This window comes from Rhodococcus sp. PvP016 (genome assembly GCF_017832185.1).
Taxonomy (GTDB): Bacteria; Actinomycetota; Actinomycetes; order Mycobacteriales; family Mycobacteriaceae; genus Rhodococcoides.
Genome location: NZ_JAFIBH010000001.1, coordinates 3,851,114 through 3,868,319, shown reverse-complemented (window position 1 = coordinate 3,868,319; position 17,206 = coordinate 3,851,114). Strand labels below are relative to the sequence as shown.

The 17,206-nt window shown below is 69.3% G+C and carries 17 protein-coding genes; 14 read left to right on the top strand and 3 right to left on the bottom strand.

Annotated elements, in window-relative coordinates; translation table 11 throughout:
- Positions 1–58: 58 nt before the first annotated feature.
- Positions 59–709, top strand: coding sequence for a TetR/AcrR family transcriptional regulator (locus JOE30_RS17985; RefSeq protein WP_204868339.1), 651 nt, complete (start codon positions 59–61; stop codon positions 707–709).
- 1 nt (position 710) lies between these two features.
- Here JOE30_RS17985 and JOE30_RS17980 read toward each other — a convergent pair whose 3' ends face one another.
- The gene (locus JOE30_RS17980) at positions 711–1,814 is read right to left on the bottom strand and encodes an NADH:flavin oxidoreductase/NADH oxidase (RefSeq protein WP_204870531.1); all 1,104 of its coding nucleotides are present in this window, start codon (positions 1,812–1,814) and stop codon (positions 711–713) included.
- A 156-nt stretch (positions 1,815–1,970) separates the two neighbouring features.
- Between JOE30_RS17980 and JOE30_RS17975 the strand changes: the two genes are divergently transcribed.
- The 10 genes from JOE30_RS17975 (at position 1,971) to holA (ending at position 11,584) form a co-directional block, all read left to right on the top strand.
- Positions 1,971–3,248, top strand: coding sequence for a glutamate-5-semialdehyde dehydrogenase (locus JOE30_RS17975; RefSeq protein ID WP_204868338.1), 1,278 nt, complete (start codon positions 1,971–1,973; stop codon positions 3,246–3,248).
- Positions 3,249–3,303: 55 nt separating this feature from the next.
- The gene (locus JOE30_RS17970) at positions 3,304–4,185 is read left to right on the top strand and encodes a MoxR family ATPase (RefSeq protein ID WP_056445834.1); all 882 of its coding nucleotides are present in this window, start codon (positions 3,304–3,306) and stop codon (positions 4,183–4,185) included.
- A gap of 3 nt (positions 4,186–4,188) precedes the next feature.
- Positions 4,189–5,631 (top strand): VWA domain-containing protein, encoded by a 1,443-nt coding sequence (locus tag JOE30_RS17965; protein WP_204868337.1) that lies wholly within the window; start codon positions 4,189–4,191, stop codon positions 5,629–5,631.
- 58 nt (positions 5,632–5,689) lie between these two features.
- On the top strand, positions 5,690–6,436 hold the full coding sequence (gene nadD / locus JOE30_RS17960; RefSeq protein WP_307806234.1) for a nicotinate-nucleotide adenylyltransferase: 747 nt from the start codon (positions 5,690–5,692) through the stop codon (positions 6,434–6,436).
- Complete coding sequence (rsfS, locus tag JOE30_RS17955; protein ID WP_051613344.1) at positions 6,433–6,888, top strand: ribosome silencing factor; 456 nt, start codon at positions 6,433–6,435, stop codon at positions 6,886–6,888. The genes nadD and rsfS overlap by 4 nt, the downstream gene beginning before the upstream one ends.
- A complete protein-coding gene (locus JOE30_RS17950) occupies positions 6,885–7,526 on the top strand; it encodes a histidine phosphatase family protein (protein WP_204868335.1) in 642 nt (213 codons plus the stop codon). Before rsfS ends, JOE30_RS17950 begins: the two co-directional genes overlap by 4 nt.
- Positions 7,526–8,248: a diglucosylglycerate octanoyltransferase gene (octT, locus tag JOE30_RS17945; RefSeq protein WP_204868332.1), complete on the top strand. Its 723-nt coding sequence runs from the start codon at positions 7,526–7,528 to the stop codon at positions 8,246–8,248. The genes JOE30_RS17950 and octT overlap by 1 nt, the downstream gene beginning before the upstream one ends.
- 77 nt (positions 8,249–8,325) lie before the next feature.
- The gene (locus tag JOE30_RS17940) at positions 8,326–9,075 is read left to right on the top strand and encodes a helix-hairpin-helix domain-containing protein (RefSeq protein WP_204868330.1); all 750 of its coding nucleotides are present in this window, start codon (positions 8,326–8,328) and stop codon (positions 9,073–9,075) included.
- Positions 9,072–10,598: a ComEC/Rec2 family competence protein gene (locus tag JOE30_RS21725; protein WP_204868328.1), complete on the top strand. Its 1,527-nt coding sequence runs from the start codon at positions 9,072–9,074 to the stop codon at positions 10,596–10,598. The genes JOE30_RS17940 and JOE30_RS21725 overlap by 4 nt, the downstream gene beginning before the upstream one ends.
- Complete coding sequence (gene holA / locus JOE30_RS17930) at positions 10,595–11,584, top strand: DNA polymerase III subunit delta (RefSeq protein ID WP_307806233.1); 990 nt, start codon at positions 10,595–10,597, stop codon at positions 11,582–11,584. The genes JOE30_RS21725 and holA overlap by 4 nt, the downstream gene beginning before the upstream one ends.
- A gap of 137 nt (positions 11,585–11,721) precedes the next feature.
- On the opposite strand, the gene rpsT is transcribed toward holA, so the two are convergent.
- Positions 11,722–11,982 carry a 30S ribosomal protein S20 gene (rpsT, locus tag JOE30_RS17925; RefSeq protein ID WP_027505700.1) on the bottom strand — a complete coding sequence of 87 codons (261 nt, stop codon included), beginning with the start codon at positions 11,980–11,982 and terminating at the stop codon, positions 11,722–11,724.
- A gap of 266 nt (positions 11,983–12,248) precedes the next feature.
- On the opposite strand from rpsT, the gene JOE30_RS17920 reads away from it, so the two are divergent.
- The 3 genes from JOE30_RS17920 to JOE30_RS17910 are packed head-to-tail and all read left to right on the top strand — an operon-like array spanning position 12,249 to position 15,723.
- Positions 12,249–13,913 (top strand): circularly permuted type 2 ATP-grasp protein, encoded by a 1,665-nt coding sequence (locus tag JOE30_RS17920; protein ID WP_371831684.1) that lies wholly within the window; start codon positions 12,249–12,251, stop codon positions 13,911–13,913.
- The gene (locus tag JOE30_RS17915) at positions 13,913–14,884 is read left to right on the top strand and encodes an alpha-E domain-containing protein (protein WP_204868326.1); all 972 of its coding nucleotides are present in this window, start codon (positions 13,913–13,915) and stop codon (positions 14,882–14,884) included. Before JOE30_RS17920 ends, JOE30_RS17915 begins: the two co-directional genes overlap by 1 nt.
- A gap of 8 nt (positions 14,885–14,892) precedes the next feature.
- A complete protein-coding gene (locus JOE30_RS17910) occupies positions 14,893–15,723 on the top strand; it encodes a transglutaminase family protein (RefSeq protein WP_204868325.1) in 831 nt (276 codons plus the stop codon).
- On the opposite strand, the gene JOE30_RS21720 is transcribed toward JOE30_RS17910, so the two are convergent.
- Positions 15,707–17,140 (bottom strand): ATP-binding protein, encoded by a 1,434-nt coding sequence (locus JOE30_RS21720; RefSeq protein WP_204868324.1) that lies wholly within the window; start codon positions 17,138–17,140, stop codon positions 15,707–15,709. The genes JOE30_RS17910 and JOE30_RS21720 overlap by 17 nt on opposite strands.
- Between the last annotated feature and the right edge of the window lie 66 nt (positions 17,141–17,206).

The following is a 17,206-nucleotide window of genomic DNA, read 5'->3' as shown; positions in this document are numbered from 1 at the left end:
TCGAGTTCTCGGGATCCGATACACATCTGTATCGTCTCGTTCGATACGATAGTGCATCATGGCGGCGACTTCAGGCAACGTGACCGCGAGAACAGGCCGGACCGCCACTCGCAGCAGAGCGCAGACTCGCGAGCGCGTGCTGGACGGCGCCCTCGAGGTGTTCGTCGAACGGGGATTCGGGAGATCGACCCCGGAACAGATCTGCGAGCGAGCGGGATTCACCCGTGGAGCGTTCTACTCGAACTTCTCCTCGATGGACGAGGTCTTCCTCGAGCTGTGGACGCGACAGTCGTCGGGACTGATCACGCGGGTACGTGGAGTGGTCGACGCTCTCGAGTACGACGCGTCCGACGGGCGCTCGTTCGAGGAGACCGTCGTGGCGGCGTTGAGCGGCCTGGTCGGCGACGTGTCGTGGCACATTCTGATGGCCGAGTTCGGCGCCCACGCGGCGCGGAACCCGGGGCTGGCGGCCGTGGTGACCGCTCACCGGGCCGCGCTCCGTGACGCCCTGCGTCCCCTGATCGTTCACGGTCTCGCGATCCACGGGCGCGAGGTGGCGGTGGACGACGACACCCTCGGTCGGGGTGTCGTCGCCGCCTACGAGGGAGCGATGGCCCAGGCGATGATCGAGCCGGCCAACCCGGTACCCGCGCGGCTCGCCCTCGAACTCGTGGCCGCTGTCATATGGTCGTTCTCGCGAAAGCGCTGACTCAGAACGCCCGCTCGTACTGCGGAGGGGTGGCCGGGGTGATCTCCGCGCCGAGTTCGCGTGCCGCCCGACGGGCCCAGTAGGGATCGCGCAGGAGTTCGCGCGCGAGGAACACGGCCACGGCCTCACCGGACCCGATGATGTCCTCGGCCTGCTTGGGCTCGGTGATCAGTCCGACAGCGGCCGCGGGGATGCGCGTCTCACTCTGGATGCGCCGCGCGAACGGCACCTGGTAGCCGGGTTCGACGGGGATGGAGGCCTTGGCGACGTTACCGCCGGTGGAGACGTCGACGAGATCGACACCGTGATCCTCGAGCTGCTGGGTGAGCAGGACGGTCTGATCGGGCGTCCAGGCCTCGGAGTCGACGCCGCGCTCATCGCCGGTCCAGTCGGTCGCGGACACGCGCACGAAGACTGGCTTGTCGGCGGGCCACACCTCGCGGATCGCGTCGACCACGCGCAGGGTCAGGCGGATCCGACCCTCGAAGCTGCCGCCGTACTCGTCGGTCCGGTGGTTGCTGGCCGGGGACAGGAACTGGTGCAGCAGGTAACCGTGCGCCGCATGCACCTCGGCCACGTCGAAACCGGCGGCCAGCGCGCGTACCGCGGCGGACCGGAAGTCGTCGACGACCTTGTCGATGTCCGCGGTCGTCATCTCGCGCGGGGCGGGGTAGTGGCCGAACTCGACAGCGCTGGGTCCGACCGTCTCCCACGCGAGGGAGTCGTCCGCCGCCAGCGGCTTTCCGCCGCGCCACGGTGCGTCGGTGGACGCCTTGCGACCGGCGTGGGCCAACTGGATCGCGGGCACACTGCCGTACTGCCGGATCTCGGTGACCACCTCGGCCAACGCGTTCGCCTGCTGGTCGTTCCAGATGCCGAGGTCCCACGGCGTGATGCGGCCCTCCGGGCTCACCGACGCCGCCTCGGTCATGACCAGGCCGACGCCGCCGACGGCACGCGAGACGAGGTGAGTCCGGTGCCACGGTGTGACCGCGCCCGTCGAGGGTCCCTCCGCGTCCGCCGAGTACTGACACATCGGCGACATCCACACCCGGTTGGGGAAGGTGACCTCACGCAGGGTCAGGGGCTCGAACAGCAGGCTCACAGTCATCTCCTCGTCTCGTCCGACACGCGCGCCGTCCACGACGACAGCGCTCACGATGAACGAACAATCGGGCCCGGCGATCATTCCCGTCGGCCGGAGCGTCCCGGGTGCGCTCGGGCGTACGGGCTGGTGGGAGCGTGACCTACCCTGGACGGCGTGACTGCCACCACCAGCGCCGAGGTGTCCACTCCCGATGCTCTCGAAGCGGACGTGCACGCCGCCGCTGCCCGCGCGCGGGTCGCCGCACGCGCGCTCGCTCTGCTGACGACCGCGCGCAAGGACGACGCACTGCACGCCGCGGCCGACGCCGTCCTTGCCTCCGCCGACGCGATCCTCGCCGCCAACAGCGAGGACCTCGCGCTCGCCGAGGCGTCGGGCACCCCGCCCTCGCAGCTCGACCGACTGCGACTGACCCCCGACCGCGTCGACGGCATCGCCGCCGGACTGCGCCAGGTGGCGTCCCTGCCGGATCCCGTGGGGGAGCTCCTCGAGGGTCGGACCCTGCCCAACGGGCTCGAGATCCGGCAGCTCGCGGTGCCGCTCGGCGTCGTCGGCATGATCTACGAGGCCCGGCCCAACGTCACGGTCGACGCGTTCGGGCTCACTCTGAAGTCGGGCAACGCCGTCCTCCTGCGGGGATCGTCCTCCGCCGCACGATCGAACGCCGCGCTGGTGGGCGTTCTGCGGGCGGCTCTGTCGGCGCTGGACCTTCCCGCCGACGCCGTCCAACTGCTGTCCAGCGAGGATCGCGCGACGGTCACGCACCTCATCCGGGCTCGCGGGCTCGTCGACGTCGTCATCCCGCGCGGCGGGGCCGGCCTCATCTCCGCGGTGGTGCGCGACGCGACGGTGCCCACCATCGAGACCGGTGTCGGCAACTGCCACGTCTACGTGCACGCGTCCGCGGACCTCGACATGGCCGAGCGCATCCTGCTCAACGCGAAGACACGTCGAGTGAGCGTGTGCAACGCCGCGGAGACGGTGCTGATCGACGCCGCCGTGGCCGACGTGGCAGTGCCGCGTCTGGTGCAGGCGTTGTCGGACAACGGGGTACGTGTCCACGGTGATCTTCCGGGACTCGTTCCGGCCACCGAGAACGACTGGGCCGACGAGTACCTGTCCGACGACATCGCCCTCGCCGTCGTCGACGGGCTGGATGCCGCCGTCGCGCACATCGACAGGTACGGCACCGGACACACCGAGGCGATCGTCGCATCGGATCTTGCTGCCACGCGGGCATTCTCGGCTCGGGTGGACGCAGCGGCCGTCATGGTCAACGCCTCCACCGCGTTCACCGACGGTGAGCAGTTCGGCTTCGGAGCCGAGATCGGCATCTCCACCCAGAAGCTCCACGCTCGCGGCCCCATGGGGCTGCGAGAACTCACCTCCACGAAGTGGATCGTGCAGGGCGACGGGCACATTCGTCCGGCCTGACCCGCTCCACCACACTCGAATCCTCGACTGTCTCGAACCATCCGAAGGGCCCGGCGTGACGCAGACGTACTCCGACATCGTTCCGTTCTTCTCCGACGTCGACGACGTGGCGACCCGCCTCGCCGCCACGGGGTATCTCGCCGACAAGGCGACGGCCACGGCGGTGTTCCTCGCCGATCGTCTGGGCAAGCCGCTGCTCATCGAGGGTCCGGCAGGCGTCGGCAAGACCGAGCTGGCTCGCGCCGTCTCGCAGGCCGCGGGAGCCGAACTGGTCCGCCTGCAGTGCTACGAGGGCGTCGACGAGGCGCGGGCACTGTACGAGTGGAACCACGCGAAGCAGATCCTGCGCATCCAGTCGAGTTCCGGCGCGGGGTGGGACGAGACACGCCACGACGTGTTCTCCGAGGAGTTCCTGCTGTCGCGGCCGCTGCTGACGGCGATCCGTCGATCGGATCCCACCGTGCTGCTGATCGACGAGACCGACAAGGCGGACATCGAGATCGAAGGCCTCCTCCTCGAGGTGCTCAGCGATTTCGCGATCACCGTGCCGGAGCTCGGCACCATCTCGGCGACCAGACGGCCGTTCACGGTGCTGACCTCCAACGCGACCCGCGAGTTGTCGGAGGCACTGAAGCGTCGCTGTCTGTTCCTGCATCTCGACTTCCCGGACGCCGACCTGGAGCGGCGCATCCTGGCCAGCCGGGTCCCGGAACTGCCGGAGGCGATGGCCGAGCAGATGGTGCGCATCGTGCAGGTGCTGCGGGACATGCAGTTGCAGAAGTTGCCGTCGGTCGCCGAGACCATCGACTGGGGCCGCACCCTGTTGGCACTGGGCATGGACGAGGTGAGCGACGCAGCCGTGCGGTCGACGCTCGGCGTCATCCTCAAGCACCGCTCCGATCAGGACCGCGCCGTCGCCGAACTCCGACTCGGCTGACCCGTGACCGGGACGGTGGACATCTCCGGCATCCCCGCACACCTGGTGGGCTTCGTGGAGGCGCTGCGTCGCCGCGGTATCGACGTCGGCCCGTCGGAGACGGTCGACGCGGGCGCGGTGTTGGCCGTCCTCGACATTCTCGATCGCGAGGTGGTGCGGGAGGGTCTCGCGTGCGCGCTGGTGCGCCGACCCGGCCATCGCCCCGCGTTCGATGCGCTCTTCGATCTGTGGTTCCCCGCCGCGATCGGTGCGCGGACCGCCGACGAGGAGAACACGGTCGGCCCGCCTCTCGCCGAAGACGGCACCGTCGATCTCGATGCTCTGAAACACGTGCTGGCGGAGCTGCTCGCGGACGGCTCCGCGGAGGCCATGGCGCAGGTCGAGCGCCTGGTGGGCGACATCGTCGAGACCTACGGCAAGTACAGCTCCAGCCGGGGCGAGTCGTTCTCGGAGTACCAGACGCTGCGCACGGTGGAGCCGTCGACGCTGCTGGCCAGGATCCTCGACGGACTGGTCGGCCGCTCCACCGGTCCCGGTGCACCCACGACCGGCGAGTTCGAGTCCGAACTGGCCCGTCGGACAGCGGCGGTCCGCATCGCGGAGTTCCGGTCGATGATCGAGAAGGAGACTCGCCGCCGCACCGCCGAGGTGCTGGGCAAGGAACGGGTGGCGTCCTACGGCGTCCCGCGCCTGGCCGAGGACGTCGACTTCCTTCGCGCGTCCGAATCGGAGCTGGCCGCACTCCGCAAGAACGTCGCTCCGTTGGCGCGGCTCCTGGCGAGCCGACTGGCGGCCCGTCGACGGCGGTCACGAGCGGGGTCGATCGACCTGCGGCGCACGTTGCGAAAGTCCCTGTCCACGGGCGGCGTCCCCATCGACCTGGTCAACCGCAAGCCCCGCACCGCGCGGCCGGAACTGGTGATCTTCTGCGACGTCTCGGGATCGGTCGCGGGCTTCAGCCAGTTCACCCTCCTGCTCGTGCACACGTTGCGCGAACAGTTCTCCCGAGTGCGTGTCTTCGCGTTCATCGACAGCGCCGACGAGGTGACCCGGTTCTTCGACGCTTCGGCCGGGCGCGCGTCGCTCGCCGAGTCGATGTCGCGGATGATCGCCGAGTCGGAGCTGATCACGTACGACGGCCATTCCGACTACGGCCACTCCTTCGAGACGTTCACCGCGCACCACCTCGATGCCATCGGTCCTCGGGCGTCGCTGCTGATCCTGGGCGATGCCCGCACCAACTACCGCGATCCGCGCACCGAGTCGCTCGCCCGCATGGTCACCGTCGCGCGGCACGCGCACTGGCTCAACCCCGAGCCGAAGGCGCAGTGGGGGACCGGCGACTCGGCCGCCGACGTCTATCGGCGCGTGATCTCGATGCACGAGTGCCGGTCGGCAGCGCAACTTGCCGAGGTCGTGTCGCGGCTCCTGCCCACGGGATCCTGACGTCTCTCGGTTCGGCCGAATCCTCTGTTCGGGGCAGGTCCACGTAGAGTCGTCACTCGTGCAGGAACCGACGACGCCGCCCGAGGGCCGACGCCCGCGACGGCTCGGCGTCATGGGCGGCACGTTCGACCCCATTCACCACGGGCACCTCGTGGCCGCCAGTGAGGTCGCCGATCGGTTCCAGCTCGACGAGGTCGTCTTCGTTCCCACCGGCCAGCCCTGGCAGAAGCAGGACCGGACGGTGAGCCCGGCGGAGGACCGCTACCTCATGACGGTCGTCGCCACCGCGTCGAACCCTCGCTTCTCCGTCAGCCGCGTCGACCTCGACCGTGCCAAACCGACGTACACCGTCGACACGCTTCGCGATCTCGCCAACCAGCATCCCGGTGACCAGCTGTTCTTCATCACCGGAGCCGATGCTCTGAGCAGCATCATCGGGTGGCAGAACTGGCAGGAACTGTTCGAGCTGGCCCGCTTCGTCGGCGTGTCCCGCCCCGGGTACGAACTGGGTGCCGACCATCTGGCCGAGTACCTCGATCGGTTGCCGAAAGACGTCCTGACCCTCGTGAAGATCCCGGCTCTGGCCATCTCGTCCACGGAATGTCGACGGCGTGCCGCCGAGAACCGTCCCGTCTGGTACCTCGTGCCGGACGGCGTCGTCCAGTACATCTCGAAGCGGGACCTCTACCGCCCCGCCGGGGAGGAGCGTCACGACGGCATCGCGACCGTCTCCGAGCCCGCACCCCAGCACACCGGCACTTCCGCCACCACCGCATCAGCCCTACCAGGAGAGAACACCACGTGAGCGCTACACCCGAGGCCATCAGGGTCGCCAGCATCGCCGCACTCGCCGCGGACGAGAAGCTCGCCGCCGACGTCATGGCCCTCGACGTCTCCGACCAGCTGGTCATCACCGACTGCTTCGTCATCGCGTCGGCACCCAACGAGCGCCAGGTCAACGCCATCGTCGAGAACATCGAGGAGAAGCTCCGCGAGGCGGGCAGCCAGCCCGTTCGTCGTGAGGGCACCCGCGAGGGCCGATGGGCACTGCTCGACTACGTCGACGTCGTCGTCCACGTGCTCCACAACGACGAGCGTCACTTCTACGCCCTCGAGCGTCTGTGGAAGGACTGCCCGGTCCTCGAGATCGAGGGTCTCGGAGCCACGGACACCTCGACGCAGTACGGCACCGACGATCACGGTGTCGACGACGCCCTCGATCACGGTGTCGATCGCGTCACCGAACCGGACGAGTGACGTCCGTTCGTCGGTTGGTGCTGCTCCGGCACGGTCAGACCGAGTACAACGCGGCCTCGCGCATGCAGGGTCATCTCGACACCGAGCTGACCGAGCTGGGTCGCACACAGGCCGAGGTCGCCGCGCGAGCGTTGGCGCTGCTGCAGCCGCACCGCATCGTCTCGTCCGATCTGCGACGGGCACACGACACGGCGACCGCGCTGTCGACGGCGACGGGTGTTCCCGTCGAGCTCGACGAGCGGCTGCGGGAGACGCACCTCGGTGACTGGCAGGGGCTGACGCACCTCGACGTCGACGACGTCTCACCCGGCGTCCGCGAATCGTGGCGCGCCGACGCCGAGTTCCGTCCGCCGGGCGGCGAGTCGCGCGTGGACGTCGCCGAGCGCTCGATGCCGCTGATCCAGGAGCTGCTGAAGGACCCGGAGTGGACCACGGCGCCCGTCGTCGTGGTCGCCCACGGTGGAACCATCGCCGCGCTCACGGCCGCACTGCTCGATCTGCCGGTCGACCGGTGGCCGGTGTTCGGGGGGCTGGGCAACGCCAGCTGGGTGCAGGTCGCCGGCATAGGAACAGACGACGTCTCCTGGCGCCTGGACGTGTGGAACGCGACGGCCGCCGTGGCGGGTGACGTTCTCTGATGTCCGAGGCGGATCGCCCGGTCCTGCTCGTCCTCGCGGACTCGCTCGCGTACTACGGTCCCGAGGGCGGCCTGCCGGCCGATCATCCCCGCATCTGGCCGACCCTCGTCGCACGCGAACTGGGGTGGGACGTCGAGCTCCTCGGCCGCATCGGCTGGACCTGCCGCGACGCCTGGTGGGCACTCACCCAGGACCCGCGTGTGTGGGCGTCGATACCGCGTGCCGGCGCGGTGGTCCTCGCGACCGGCGGGATGGACTCGTTGCCGTCACCTCTGCCGACGGCCTTGCGGGAGCAGATCCGCTACGTCCGACCGCCCATCCTGCGGCGCGGTGTGCGCGCCGCCTACGGGTGGCTGCAGCCGCGGCTCTCGCACCTGGGCCGCCCGGTGGCCCTGCCGCCGCATCTGAGCGTCGACTACCTCGAGCAGATCCGCGCCGCCCTCGCGGCCGTGCGTCCGGAGGTACCCGTCATCGCGACGCTCCCGTCGGTGCATCGGTGCGACGCCTACGGACGAGTGCACGCCGGCCGCGAACCAGCGGTGCGCGCGACCACGGCGTGGGCGGTGGCGCACGATCTCCCGCTCGTCGACCTCAAGGCGGCCGTCGAGGAGAACATCGTGTCCGGGAACGCGAATCCCGATGGTATTCACTGGGGTTGGGACGCACACGTGCGCGTGGCCGAGTCCGTCGTCGCTGCCGTGCGCGCCTCCGCCCGCATCTGATCCACAGGGTCGTGGCCGTCCACAGGTGAGCCCGGCGGCGGCTCGTCTCGTCCTGGCCCCGGCCTACCGTCGCGGGCATGGCACCCGAGATCGCTGCTCCCGAGCCGGCCGACCCCGACGGCGGCCGGTCCGACGCGGTGCATCGCCGCGCGGGTCTCGTCGGCTCGCGCTTCCGGATCGATCCGGGATCCCGCGGCGTCCGTGCGCTCGCCGTGACCGCCGTCCTTCTCGTGGGCGCCGTGGGGGCGGTGGTGATGCGAGATTCTCCGCAGGTCACCGCGGTGCCGCCGCTTCCTCCTCTGGTCACGGAGTCCGAGACGCCGACGACGTCGGCACCGGAGTCCGCGGGAGTCGTGGTCAGCGTGCTCGGCGCGGTGGTGCGCCCCGGACTCGTCACCGTTCCCGCCGAGTCCCGCATCGCCGATGTCGTCGCGGCCGCGGGTGGGCGCCGGGACGACGCGGACCTCTTCGGGCTCAACTGGGCGGCGAAGGTGTCGGACGGTGACCAGGTGGTGGTGGGGTCGACGACGGGGTTGGTACCGCTCGCTCCGGCACCCGTGTCCGTGGCCGGTGAGGGGTCGTCCGATGCCGGCGGGAAGGCCGGAGGCCGGTCGGGGGGCAGCGGGAAGGCCGCGGGTCTGGTGTCGCTGAACGAGGCGACGGAGGCGGAGCTCGACGCCCTGCCCGGTGTCGGGCCGGTGACGGCGAGCGCGATCGTGCAGTGGCGCAACGAGAACGGCGGGTTCACGTCCGTCGACCAGCTGTCCGAGGTGAGCGGTGTCGGCCCCGCTCGGCTCGAGAAGCTCACGCCTCTGGTCACGGTGTGACCGACGCACCGGCCGTGGATCTGCGGCTCGTTCCGAGTGCGGTGGGGGCGTGGGCTGCGACCGTGGTGGCCGTCGGCGCGGGGTGGCGGCCCGCGGCGGCTCTGGCCGCGGTGTGCGTGCTCGTGGCGGTCGTCGGCTGGTGGTGCCGGCGTCGGCAGGGCCGGGGATCGGTGGTGATGCTCGTCGTCGTGGCGGCCTGCTGCGTCACCGCGGCGTTCGCGGCGATGTCGTCCCTGCGGATGCACGAGGTGACGACGGGTCCGATCCGCGAGGGTGCGCTCCTCGGTGCGTACGCCACGGTCGAGGGCGTCGTCACGGACGATCCGCGTCCGATCACGGGCTCGTTCGCGGATCAGGTGCTCGTGCCGATACGCGCGAGCCGAGTGACGCTGCGTGGCACCGTCGTCGACGGGTCGGCCCGGATCACCGTGTTCGCGCCTCCGGATCCGTGGCGGGCACTGGAACCGGGTGTGTCGGTGACGTTCCGGGCGCGGCTCGCGGCTCCCGATCGTGTGGGCGCGGTGGATGCCGTCGCACGCGCCACCGGGCCACCCGAGGTGGGGAGCGCGCCGGCCCTGCTCCGGTGGTCGGGCGTGGTGCGACGTGCTCTCGCGGAGGCCGCTGCGATCGCACTGCCACGAGAGGAGGCGGGGCTGCTCCCGGGGATGGTGGTGGGGGACAGGTCGGGACTCGTCGTCTCCGTGCAGGACTCGTTCACGGCAGCCGGTATGTCCCACCTGACCGCTGTGTCGGGTGCGAACTTCACGTTCGTCGTCGGGTGTGTCGTCCTCGGCGCTCGGTTGCTCTCGGCCGGCCCTCGGACCACCGCCGCGCTCGCCGGAGTCGTCCTCGTGGCGTTCGTCGTGGTGGCCAGGCCGTCACCCAGCGTCCTGCGTGCGGCGGTCATGGGTGTGCTGGGCCTGCTGGCGGTGATGACGGGCCGCCGTCGCCACGTGATGCCGGCCCTGTGCACCGCGGTGCTGGTGCTGCTGGCCGTCGATCCGGGGCTGGCGGTGTCGTGGGGGTTCGCGCTGTCGGTGACCGCGACGGTGGCTCTCGTGCTGCTCGCCCCGGTGCTGACGGCGATGGTGAGCCGAGCCGACGCGCCGCCCGGTCGGCGACGACCGGTGGTCGACGCCGTGGCCGTGGCGCTGGCGGCGCACCTGGTGACCGCACCGCTCATCGCCGCCATGGCCGGCACGTTCTCCGTCTACTCGGTGGCGGCGAACGTGCTTGCCGCACCCGTCGTGGGGCCGGTCACCGTGATCGGAGCGCTGGCCGCAGTGGTGGCCGTCGTGAGCGTGGAGGCCGGGGCCGTCGTCGCCGGGGTGGCGTGGGTGCCGCTGCGGTGGTTACTGGCCGTGGCCGCGTACACGGCGGACGCTCCCGGTGCGACGGTGCTCACTCCGACCGGGCCTCGGGGTGCCGCCGTCGTCGGGGGATGTGTCCTCGCCGCGGCGGGCGCGGCGGTGATGGTCCGGCGTCGGTGGCTGTCGGCGCACCGTGGCACCATCGACCGGTGAGTTCGACAGCGAGCAGCACCCGTCCCGAGCCCCTGCACCTCGTCCTGGGCGACGAGGAGCTTCTCGTCGAGCGTGCGGTGTCGTCCATCGTGTCCGCGATGCGCGCAGCGACGGTGGGGGCCGGGGCCGAGGTGCCGGTCGACCGTCTGCGGGCGGGGGACACGACGGTCGCCGAGCTCGCGGAACTGCTCAGTCCCTCGCTGTTCGCGGAGGATCGCGTGGTCGTCTTCGAGGCGGCCGCCGAGGCCGGCAAGGACGCGATGGCCCTGGTGCTGGACGCCGCGGCGACTCCGGTGGACGGGGTGGTCCTGGTCGTTCTGCACTCGGGTGGAGGTCGGGCCAAGGCCATGGTGGGGGCGCTGCAGAAGTCGGGCGCCGTGGTCCACGAATGCGCGAAGCTGTCCAAGGCGTCGGAGCGCGTCGACTTCGTGCGGGCCGAGTTCCGGTCCCACTCGGAGACACGCGTCGCTCCCGACGCCATCGCCGCGCTCGTCGATGCGGTGGGGTCTGATCTCCGCGAACTGGCCGCCGCGTGCTCGCAGCTGGTGTCGGACACGGCGGGGAAGGTCGACGTCGCGGCCGTCCGCCGCTACTACTCGGGCCGTGCGGAGGTCACGGGCTTCGACATCGCCGACAAGGCCGTGTCGGGTGACCGCGCCGGTGCGCTGGAGGCATTGCGGTGGGCGATGTTGGGTGGGACACCGCACGTGCTGCTCGCGGACGCACTGGCCGAGGCCGTGCACACGGTGGCGCGGGTCGGTTCGGCAGGCCGCGGTGATCCGTTCCGGATGGCGTCCGAACTGGGGATGCCGCCGTGGAAGATCAAGAAGGCGCAGGCGCAGGCCCGCATGTGGGATCCGCAGCGCATTGCCGAGGCACTGCAGGTGGTGGCCGCGCTCAATGCGGACGTCAAGGGTCAGGCCGCCGACGCGGACTACGCGGTGGAACGTGCCGTGAACGTGGTGGCGGGACTGAGCTCGCGCTGACAGCGACACCCGTACGCACGACTAAGCCCCGGGCATCGTGCTCGCCCGGGGCGTAGTGCTGACAAGCTACTGCACAGGAACTCTCGAGAAGAACTGCACAGGGACTCTCGAGAGGAGCCGCGAGGGCTCGGGAGAGATCAGAGCTTGTTGAAGGCCAGCGACAGTGCCGACTTCTTGTTGGCAGCCTGGTTCTTGTGGATGACGCCCTTGCTGGCTGCCTTGTCGAGCTTGCGGCTCGCGGTCAGCAGGATCTCCTCGGCCTTGGCCTTGTCGCCGGCTTCGGTCGCCTCACGGAAGGAGCGAATCACGGTGCGGAGCGACGACTTCACCGACTGGTTGCGCAGGCGCTGACGCTCGTTGGTAGCGATTCGCTTCACCTGGGACTTGATGTTGGCCACGCGTAGTTATCCTTCGTCTCTTCTCGGTCCGGGACGGCTGACTCCGGGGAACACTCTCGAGCCGTACGTGCAGTGCTTGTGAAAGCTGGTGACGGTGGGTGCGCACGAGCGTGCCCACGTCCGACGTACGAGACTACCAGCGTCGGTCCGGTAACCCAATTCGGTGATCTCGCTGCAGGGAGTCGGCGTGCACGTGACTCGTGAGGTTGCATGGAATTAACGTGTCCACCGTGCCTCAGGAGTACCTGTGAGGCAGCATGGCGACCATGAGTCCCCGATCAAGCGCTGCACCACAGGCGAAGAAGAGCCGTTCGCAGTCGCAGTCCTCGTCCGGACCGAGTGTGTTCGACGGGTACGCCGATATCGGCAAGTACGGGCTCGCCTTCGACGAGATGTTCGACGGCGACGGCGGGCTCCGCGGTCCCTACAAGGGGATCCACAAGGCGCTCGCACCGTCCGACGCCGCCGAGCTCGACGCGAGATCCGACGCTCTGGGCCGCGCGTTCGTCGACCAGGGCATCACGTTCGCACTCGAGGGGCAGGAACGTCCGTTCCCTCTCGACCAGGTGCCCAGAGTCATCGCGGCGTCCGAGTGGAACAAGCTCGAGCGCGGCATCAAGCAGCGGGTCAAGGCACTCGAGTTCTTCCTGGCGGACATCTACGGGGAACAGGAGATCCTGCGCGACGGCGTGGTCCCGAAGTCTCTGGTGACGTCGTGCGAACACTTCCACCGTGAGGCGTTCGGCATCGTCCCGCCCAACGGTGTGCGCATCCATGTCGCCGGCATCGACCTGATCCGTGACGCCGAGGGCACCTTCCGCGTGCTGGAGGACAACCTGCGCTCGCCGTCGGGGGTCTCGTACGTGATGGAGAACCGCCGCACCATGGCGCGCGTGTTCCCCGACCTGTTCGCCAGCCACCGGGTGCGTGCGGTCGGCGACTACGCCACGCACCTGTTGCGCGCCCTGCGTGCTGCCGCCGCGATCAACGAGGCGGACCCCACCGTCGTCGTCCTCACACCCGGCGTCGCGAACTCCGCGTACTTCGAGCACTCCCTCCTCGCTCGCCTGATGGGCGTCGAGCTGGTGGAGGGCCGCGACCTCTTCTGTCGCGACAACGTCGTCTACATGCGCACCACCGAGGGCGAGCGCCAGGTCGACGTGATCTACCGCCGCATCGACGACGACTACCTCGACCCCATGCAGTTCCGACCCGACTCCGTTCTCGGTGTGGCCGGGCTGGTCAACGCCGCACGCGCGGGCAACGTCGTCATCTCGAGCGCCATCGGCAACGGTGTCGGGGACGACAAGCTCACCTACACGTACGTGCCGACCATCATCGAGTACTACCTCGGCGAGAAGCCGCTGCTCGCCAACGTCGACACGTTCCGGTGCTGGCTGCCGGACGAGTGCGAGGAGGTGCTCGACCGTGTCGACGAACTGGTGATCAAGCCCGTCGAGGGCTCCGGCGGCTACGGCATCGTGTTCGGTCCGGACGCGACGCCGAAGGAACTGGCCACGATCAGCAAGAAGATCCGGGCCGATCCGCGCGGGTGGATCGCGCAGCCCGTGGTGCAGCTGTCGACCGTGCCCACCAAGATCGGTGACCAGCTCGCGCCGCGGCACGTCGATCTGCGACCGTTCGCCGTGAACGACGGCGACGACGTGTGGGTGTTGCCCGGAGGTCTGACCCGAGTGGCGCTCCCCGAAGGATCGTTGGTGGTCAACTCGAGCCAGGGCGGCGGCAGCAAGGACACCTGGGTGCTGGCCGGCCGCGCCACCAAGGAGGACGAGCGTGAGCTCGGTGGAGCGGAGATCGTGTCCGAACCCCCGTCGTCACCGACCGCAGAGCAAGGTCCCGAGCTCAACAGCCAGCAGATCCAACAGCAGCAGCAACAACTGACCCACTCCCCGAAGGACGGTGCCCGCTGATGTTGGCTCGTAACGCCGAATCGCTGTACTGGATCGGCCGCTACGTCGAACGCGCCGACGACACCGCGCGCATCCTCGACGTCACGCTGCACCAGCTGCTCGAGGACGCGACCGTCGACCCCGACCACACATCCCGAGTGTTGCTGCGGGTGTTGGGATTCGAGCTTCCCGACGAGCGCCTGGACGTGTGGTCGTTGACGGAACTCGTCGCCTTCTCCCGCGAGGGCAACGGCTCCATCGTCGACTCGTTGTCCAGTGCCCGCGAGAACGCCCGCGGCGCACGCGAAGTCACCTCGAGCGAGATGTGGGAATGCCTCAACACGACCTACAACGCACTGGGCGAACGCATTCGAGCGTCGAAGCGCCTGGGCCCCCATGAGTTTCTCGGGTTCATCGAGGAGCGCGCCGCGATGTTCGCCGGCCTCGCCGACTCGACGCTCAGCCGCGACGACGGCTACCGGTTCCTGCTGCTCGGTCGCTCCGTGGAACGCATCGACATGACCGTCCGCCTGCTGCTCGCCCGTGCCGGCGACCGCCCGTCGTCACCGGCGTGGGTCACAGTGCTGCGGTCGGCCGGTGCGCACGACACCTATCTGCGCACCTACCGCGGTGCTCTCGACGCCCAGCGCGTTCTGGAGTTCATGCTGCTCGACCGGCTGTTCCCGCGCTCGGTGTTCTACGCGCTGAGCGAGGCCGAGCACTCGCTCGACAGCCTCGACCATCACCCCGACATGCGCGTCGGATCTCGCGCCGAGGCGCAGCGCCTTCTCGGTCGCGCACGCAGTGAACTCGAGTTCCTGCAGCCGGGTGTTCTGCTGGAGGATCTGCAGGATCGCCTGATGTCGTTGCAGGAGATCTGCCGCGAGGTGGGTGAGGCAATATCCAAACAGTACTTCCACGCAGCGCCCTGGGTCGCCTGGACGGACGCCGGAAGCCGAACGGACGAAGCACAATTGGAGGGTGAACTGTGAGCTGGCGGATGCGCGTCGTGCACACCACGGGGTACAACTACGACGCACCGGTCACGTCCTCGTACAACGAGGCCCGACTGACGCCGCGGAGCGACACCCGGCAGAACGTCATTCTCAATCGCGTCGAGACCGATCCGGCGACGAGGTCGTACCGGTACACCGACTACTGGGGCACCGCGGTCACGGCGTTCGACCTGCACGCTCCGCACACGTCCCTCGAGGTGGCCGGGTCCTCCGTCGTCGAGACGGACGCGTTCGTCCCGCCGGAGGAGACCCTCGGCTGGGAGGATCTGGCCGCCGACCCCGTGGTGGACAGGTTCAACGAGTTGCTCGGCCACAGCACCTACGTCCCTCGGAACCGTCAGCTGACGTCCGTCGCGAAGAAGTTGGCGAAGGATCTGGGGCCGTACGACGCCGTGGTGGCCGTCTGCGACTGGGTGAACCAGGAGATGTCCTACGTTCCCGGCACCACCGGGGTGCACACGTCTGCGGTGGAGGCGTGGGCCGAGAAAAAGGGCGTTTGCCAGGACTACGCACACCTCACGCTGGTGTTGCTCCGCAGTATCGGCATTCCTGCCCGCTACGTCTCGGGCTACCTGCACCCGAATGCCGAAGCGGTGGTGGGTGACTCGGTCGAGGGTCAGTCACACGCGTGGATCGAGGCGTGGACCGGATCGTGGTGGGGCTACGACCCGACCAACGGTGTGCCGGTGAACGAACAGCACGTCTCGGTGGGAATCGGGCGCGACTACGCCGACGTGCCACCACTCAAGGGAATCTTCTCCGGTGGCGGGTCCACCGAACTCGACGTGGTCGTGGAGATCACCCGCCTGGCGTGACGCTCGAACCGCCCAGCAGTGAGCGGGTCAGTCTCTGACGTTCGTCCACAGAGGCGGCCAGAACCGCGGCGATGTCACTGTCGGTGATCATCGTTCTGCGTCCGTCGACATCGTGGTCGTCGCGCTCGATCGCGGCGACCACGATGCGGCGCACGAGTTCCCGCACGTACGAGGCTGTTCCGCCCTCGGTCGCCTCCACCAGCGGTGTGAGGTCGGCTGCCACGTCCACTGCCGACAGGTAGCGCTCCGCCAACCGGGCGCGGCCGCGGGCATCGGGCAGCGGGATCTCGACAGCGAGATCGATACGTCCGGGTCTGTCTCGAACCGCTCGCTCGATGGAATCTGGCCTGTTCGTGGTGAGCACGAACGTCACGTCCGCGTCGCCGTCCATGCCGTCCATCGCATCGAGCAAGGCGAACAGGAGCGAGTTCACACCCGTTTCCTCGCGCTCCCGAGCGATGAGATCGACGTCCTCGACCACCACGACCGACGGGCTCAGGCGGCGTGCAAGGGTGGTGGCCTCGGCGATGTGGCGCATCGCGGACCCGGTGAGCACGATGACCGTGCTGTCCGGCACGAGTCCGAGCAGGTGGCGGACCGTGTGGGTCTTGCCGGTTCCGGGTGGGCCGTACAGGAGTATGCCGCGACCCACGTGTTGGCCCGCTTCACGTAGTCGTGCTGCGGAGGATCCGACGGTGACGAGGTGGCGGGTCATCGCCTCGAGGGTGCCGTCGGGAAGGATCAAGTCCTCGCCTGCGACGGTGGGCCTCGTCATGAACCTCACGAGCCCGTTGCCCCGTCCGCCGCTGCTCCCCAGGGTCAGGACCTGGCCGCGCATGACGTCGTGTTCGTCCATGAGCGAGACGATGCTGTCCAGCGTGCTCGCGCCGGCGTCCCGATCCCTGCAGATCACCTCGATCTGCAGCGGACCCTGATGCGCCGGGTCCGGGATGTGGATCGCGACCGCCACGGGGATTCCGCCGGGCGAGCAGGTGTCGAGTAACCCGAACGCCGGAACCGACATCGTCGACTCGGGACCGGTGTCCACCGACCGGTACTCGACGGGTGCGCCGCGACAACTGCCACCGCGACGGCAGGAACTCAGCATGGCGACGAGGTCGTCGTGGAATCTCTCGTGGCCACGAACCGACGACCATCGTTGTGCCGCAGATGATGTCGATTCTTCCGGACGATCATCGGCATAGGCCTCGACGGCGAGGACGAGGGTCGCGGCCTGATAGGCGGGGAGTGAGCGGCGATGCGAGATCACCGCATCCGGAGGCACCGCCAGGTGCGAGAAGATGTGCAGCGCAGGCTCTTCGAGCGGTCCGGTGTCGAGTGCCCGGGCGCGATGGGAGAGATGGGACAGGGCTCCGCTGACGATGTCGAGGGAGTCCGGGGGATGCGTGAGGGTCACAGTGAACGCACTACCAGTGCGGATGGTTCGAAGGAATGTGATGCAGGATGTGGCGCCCGTGAGAAG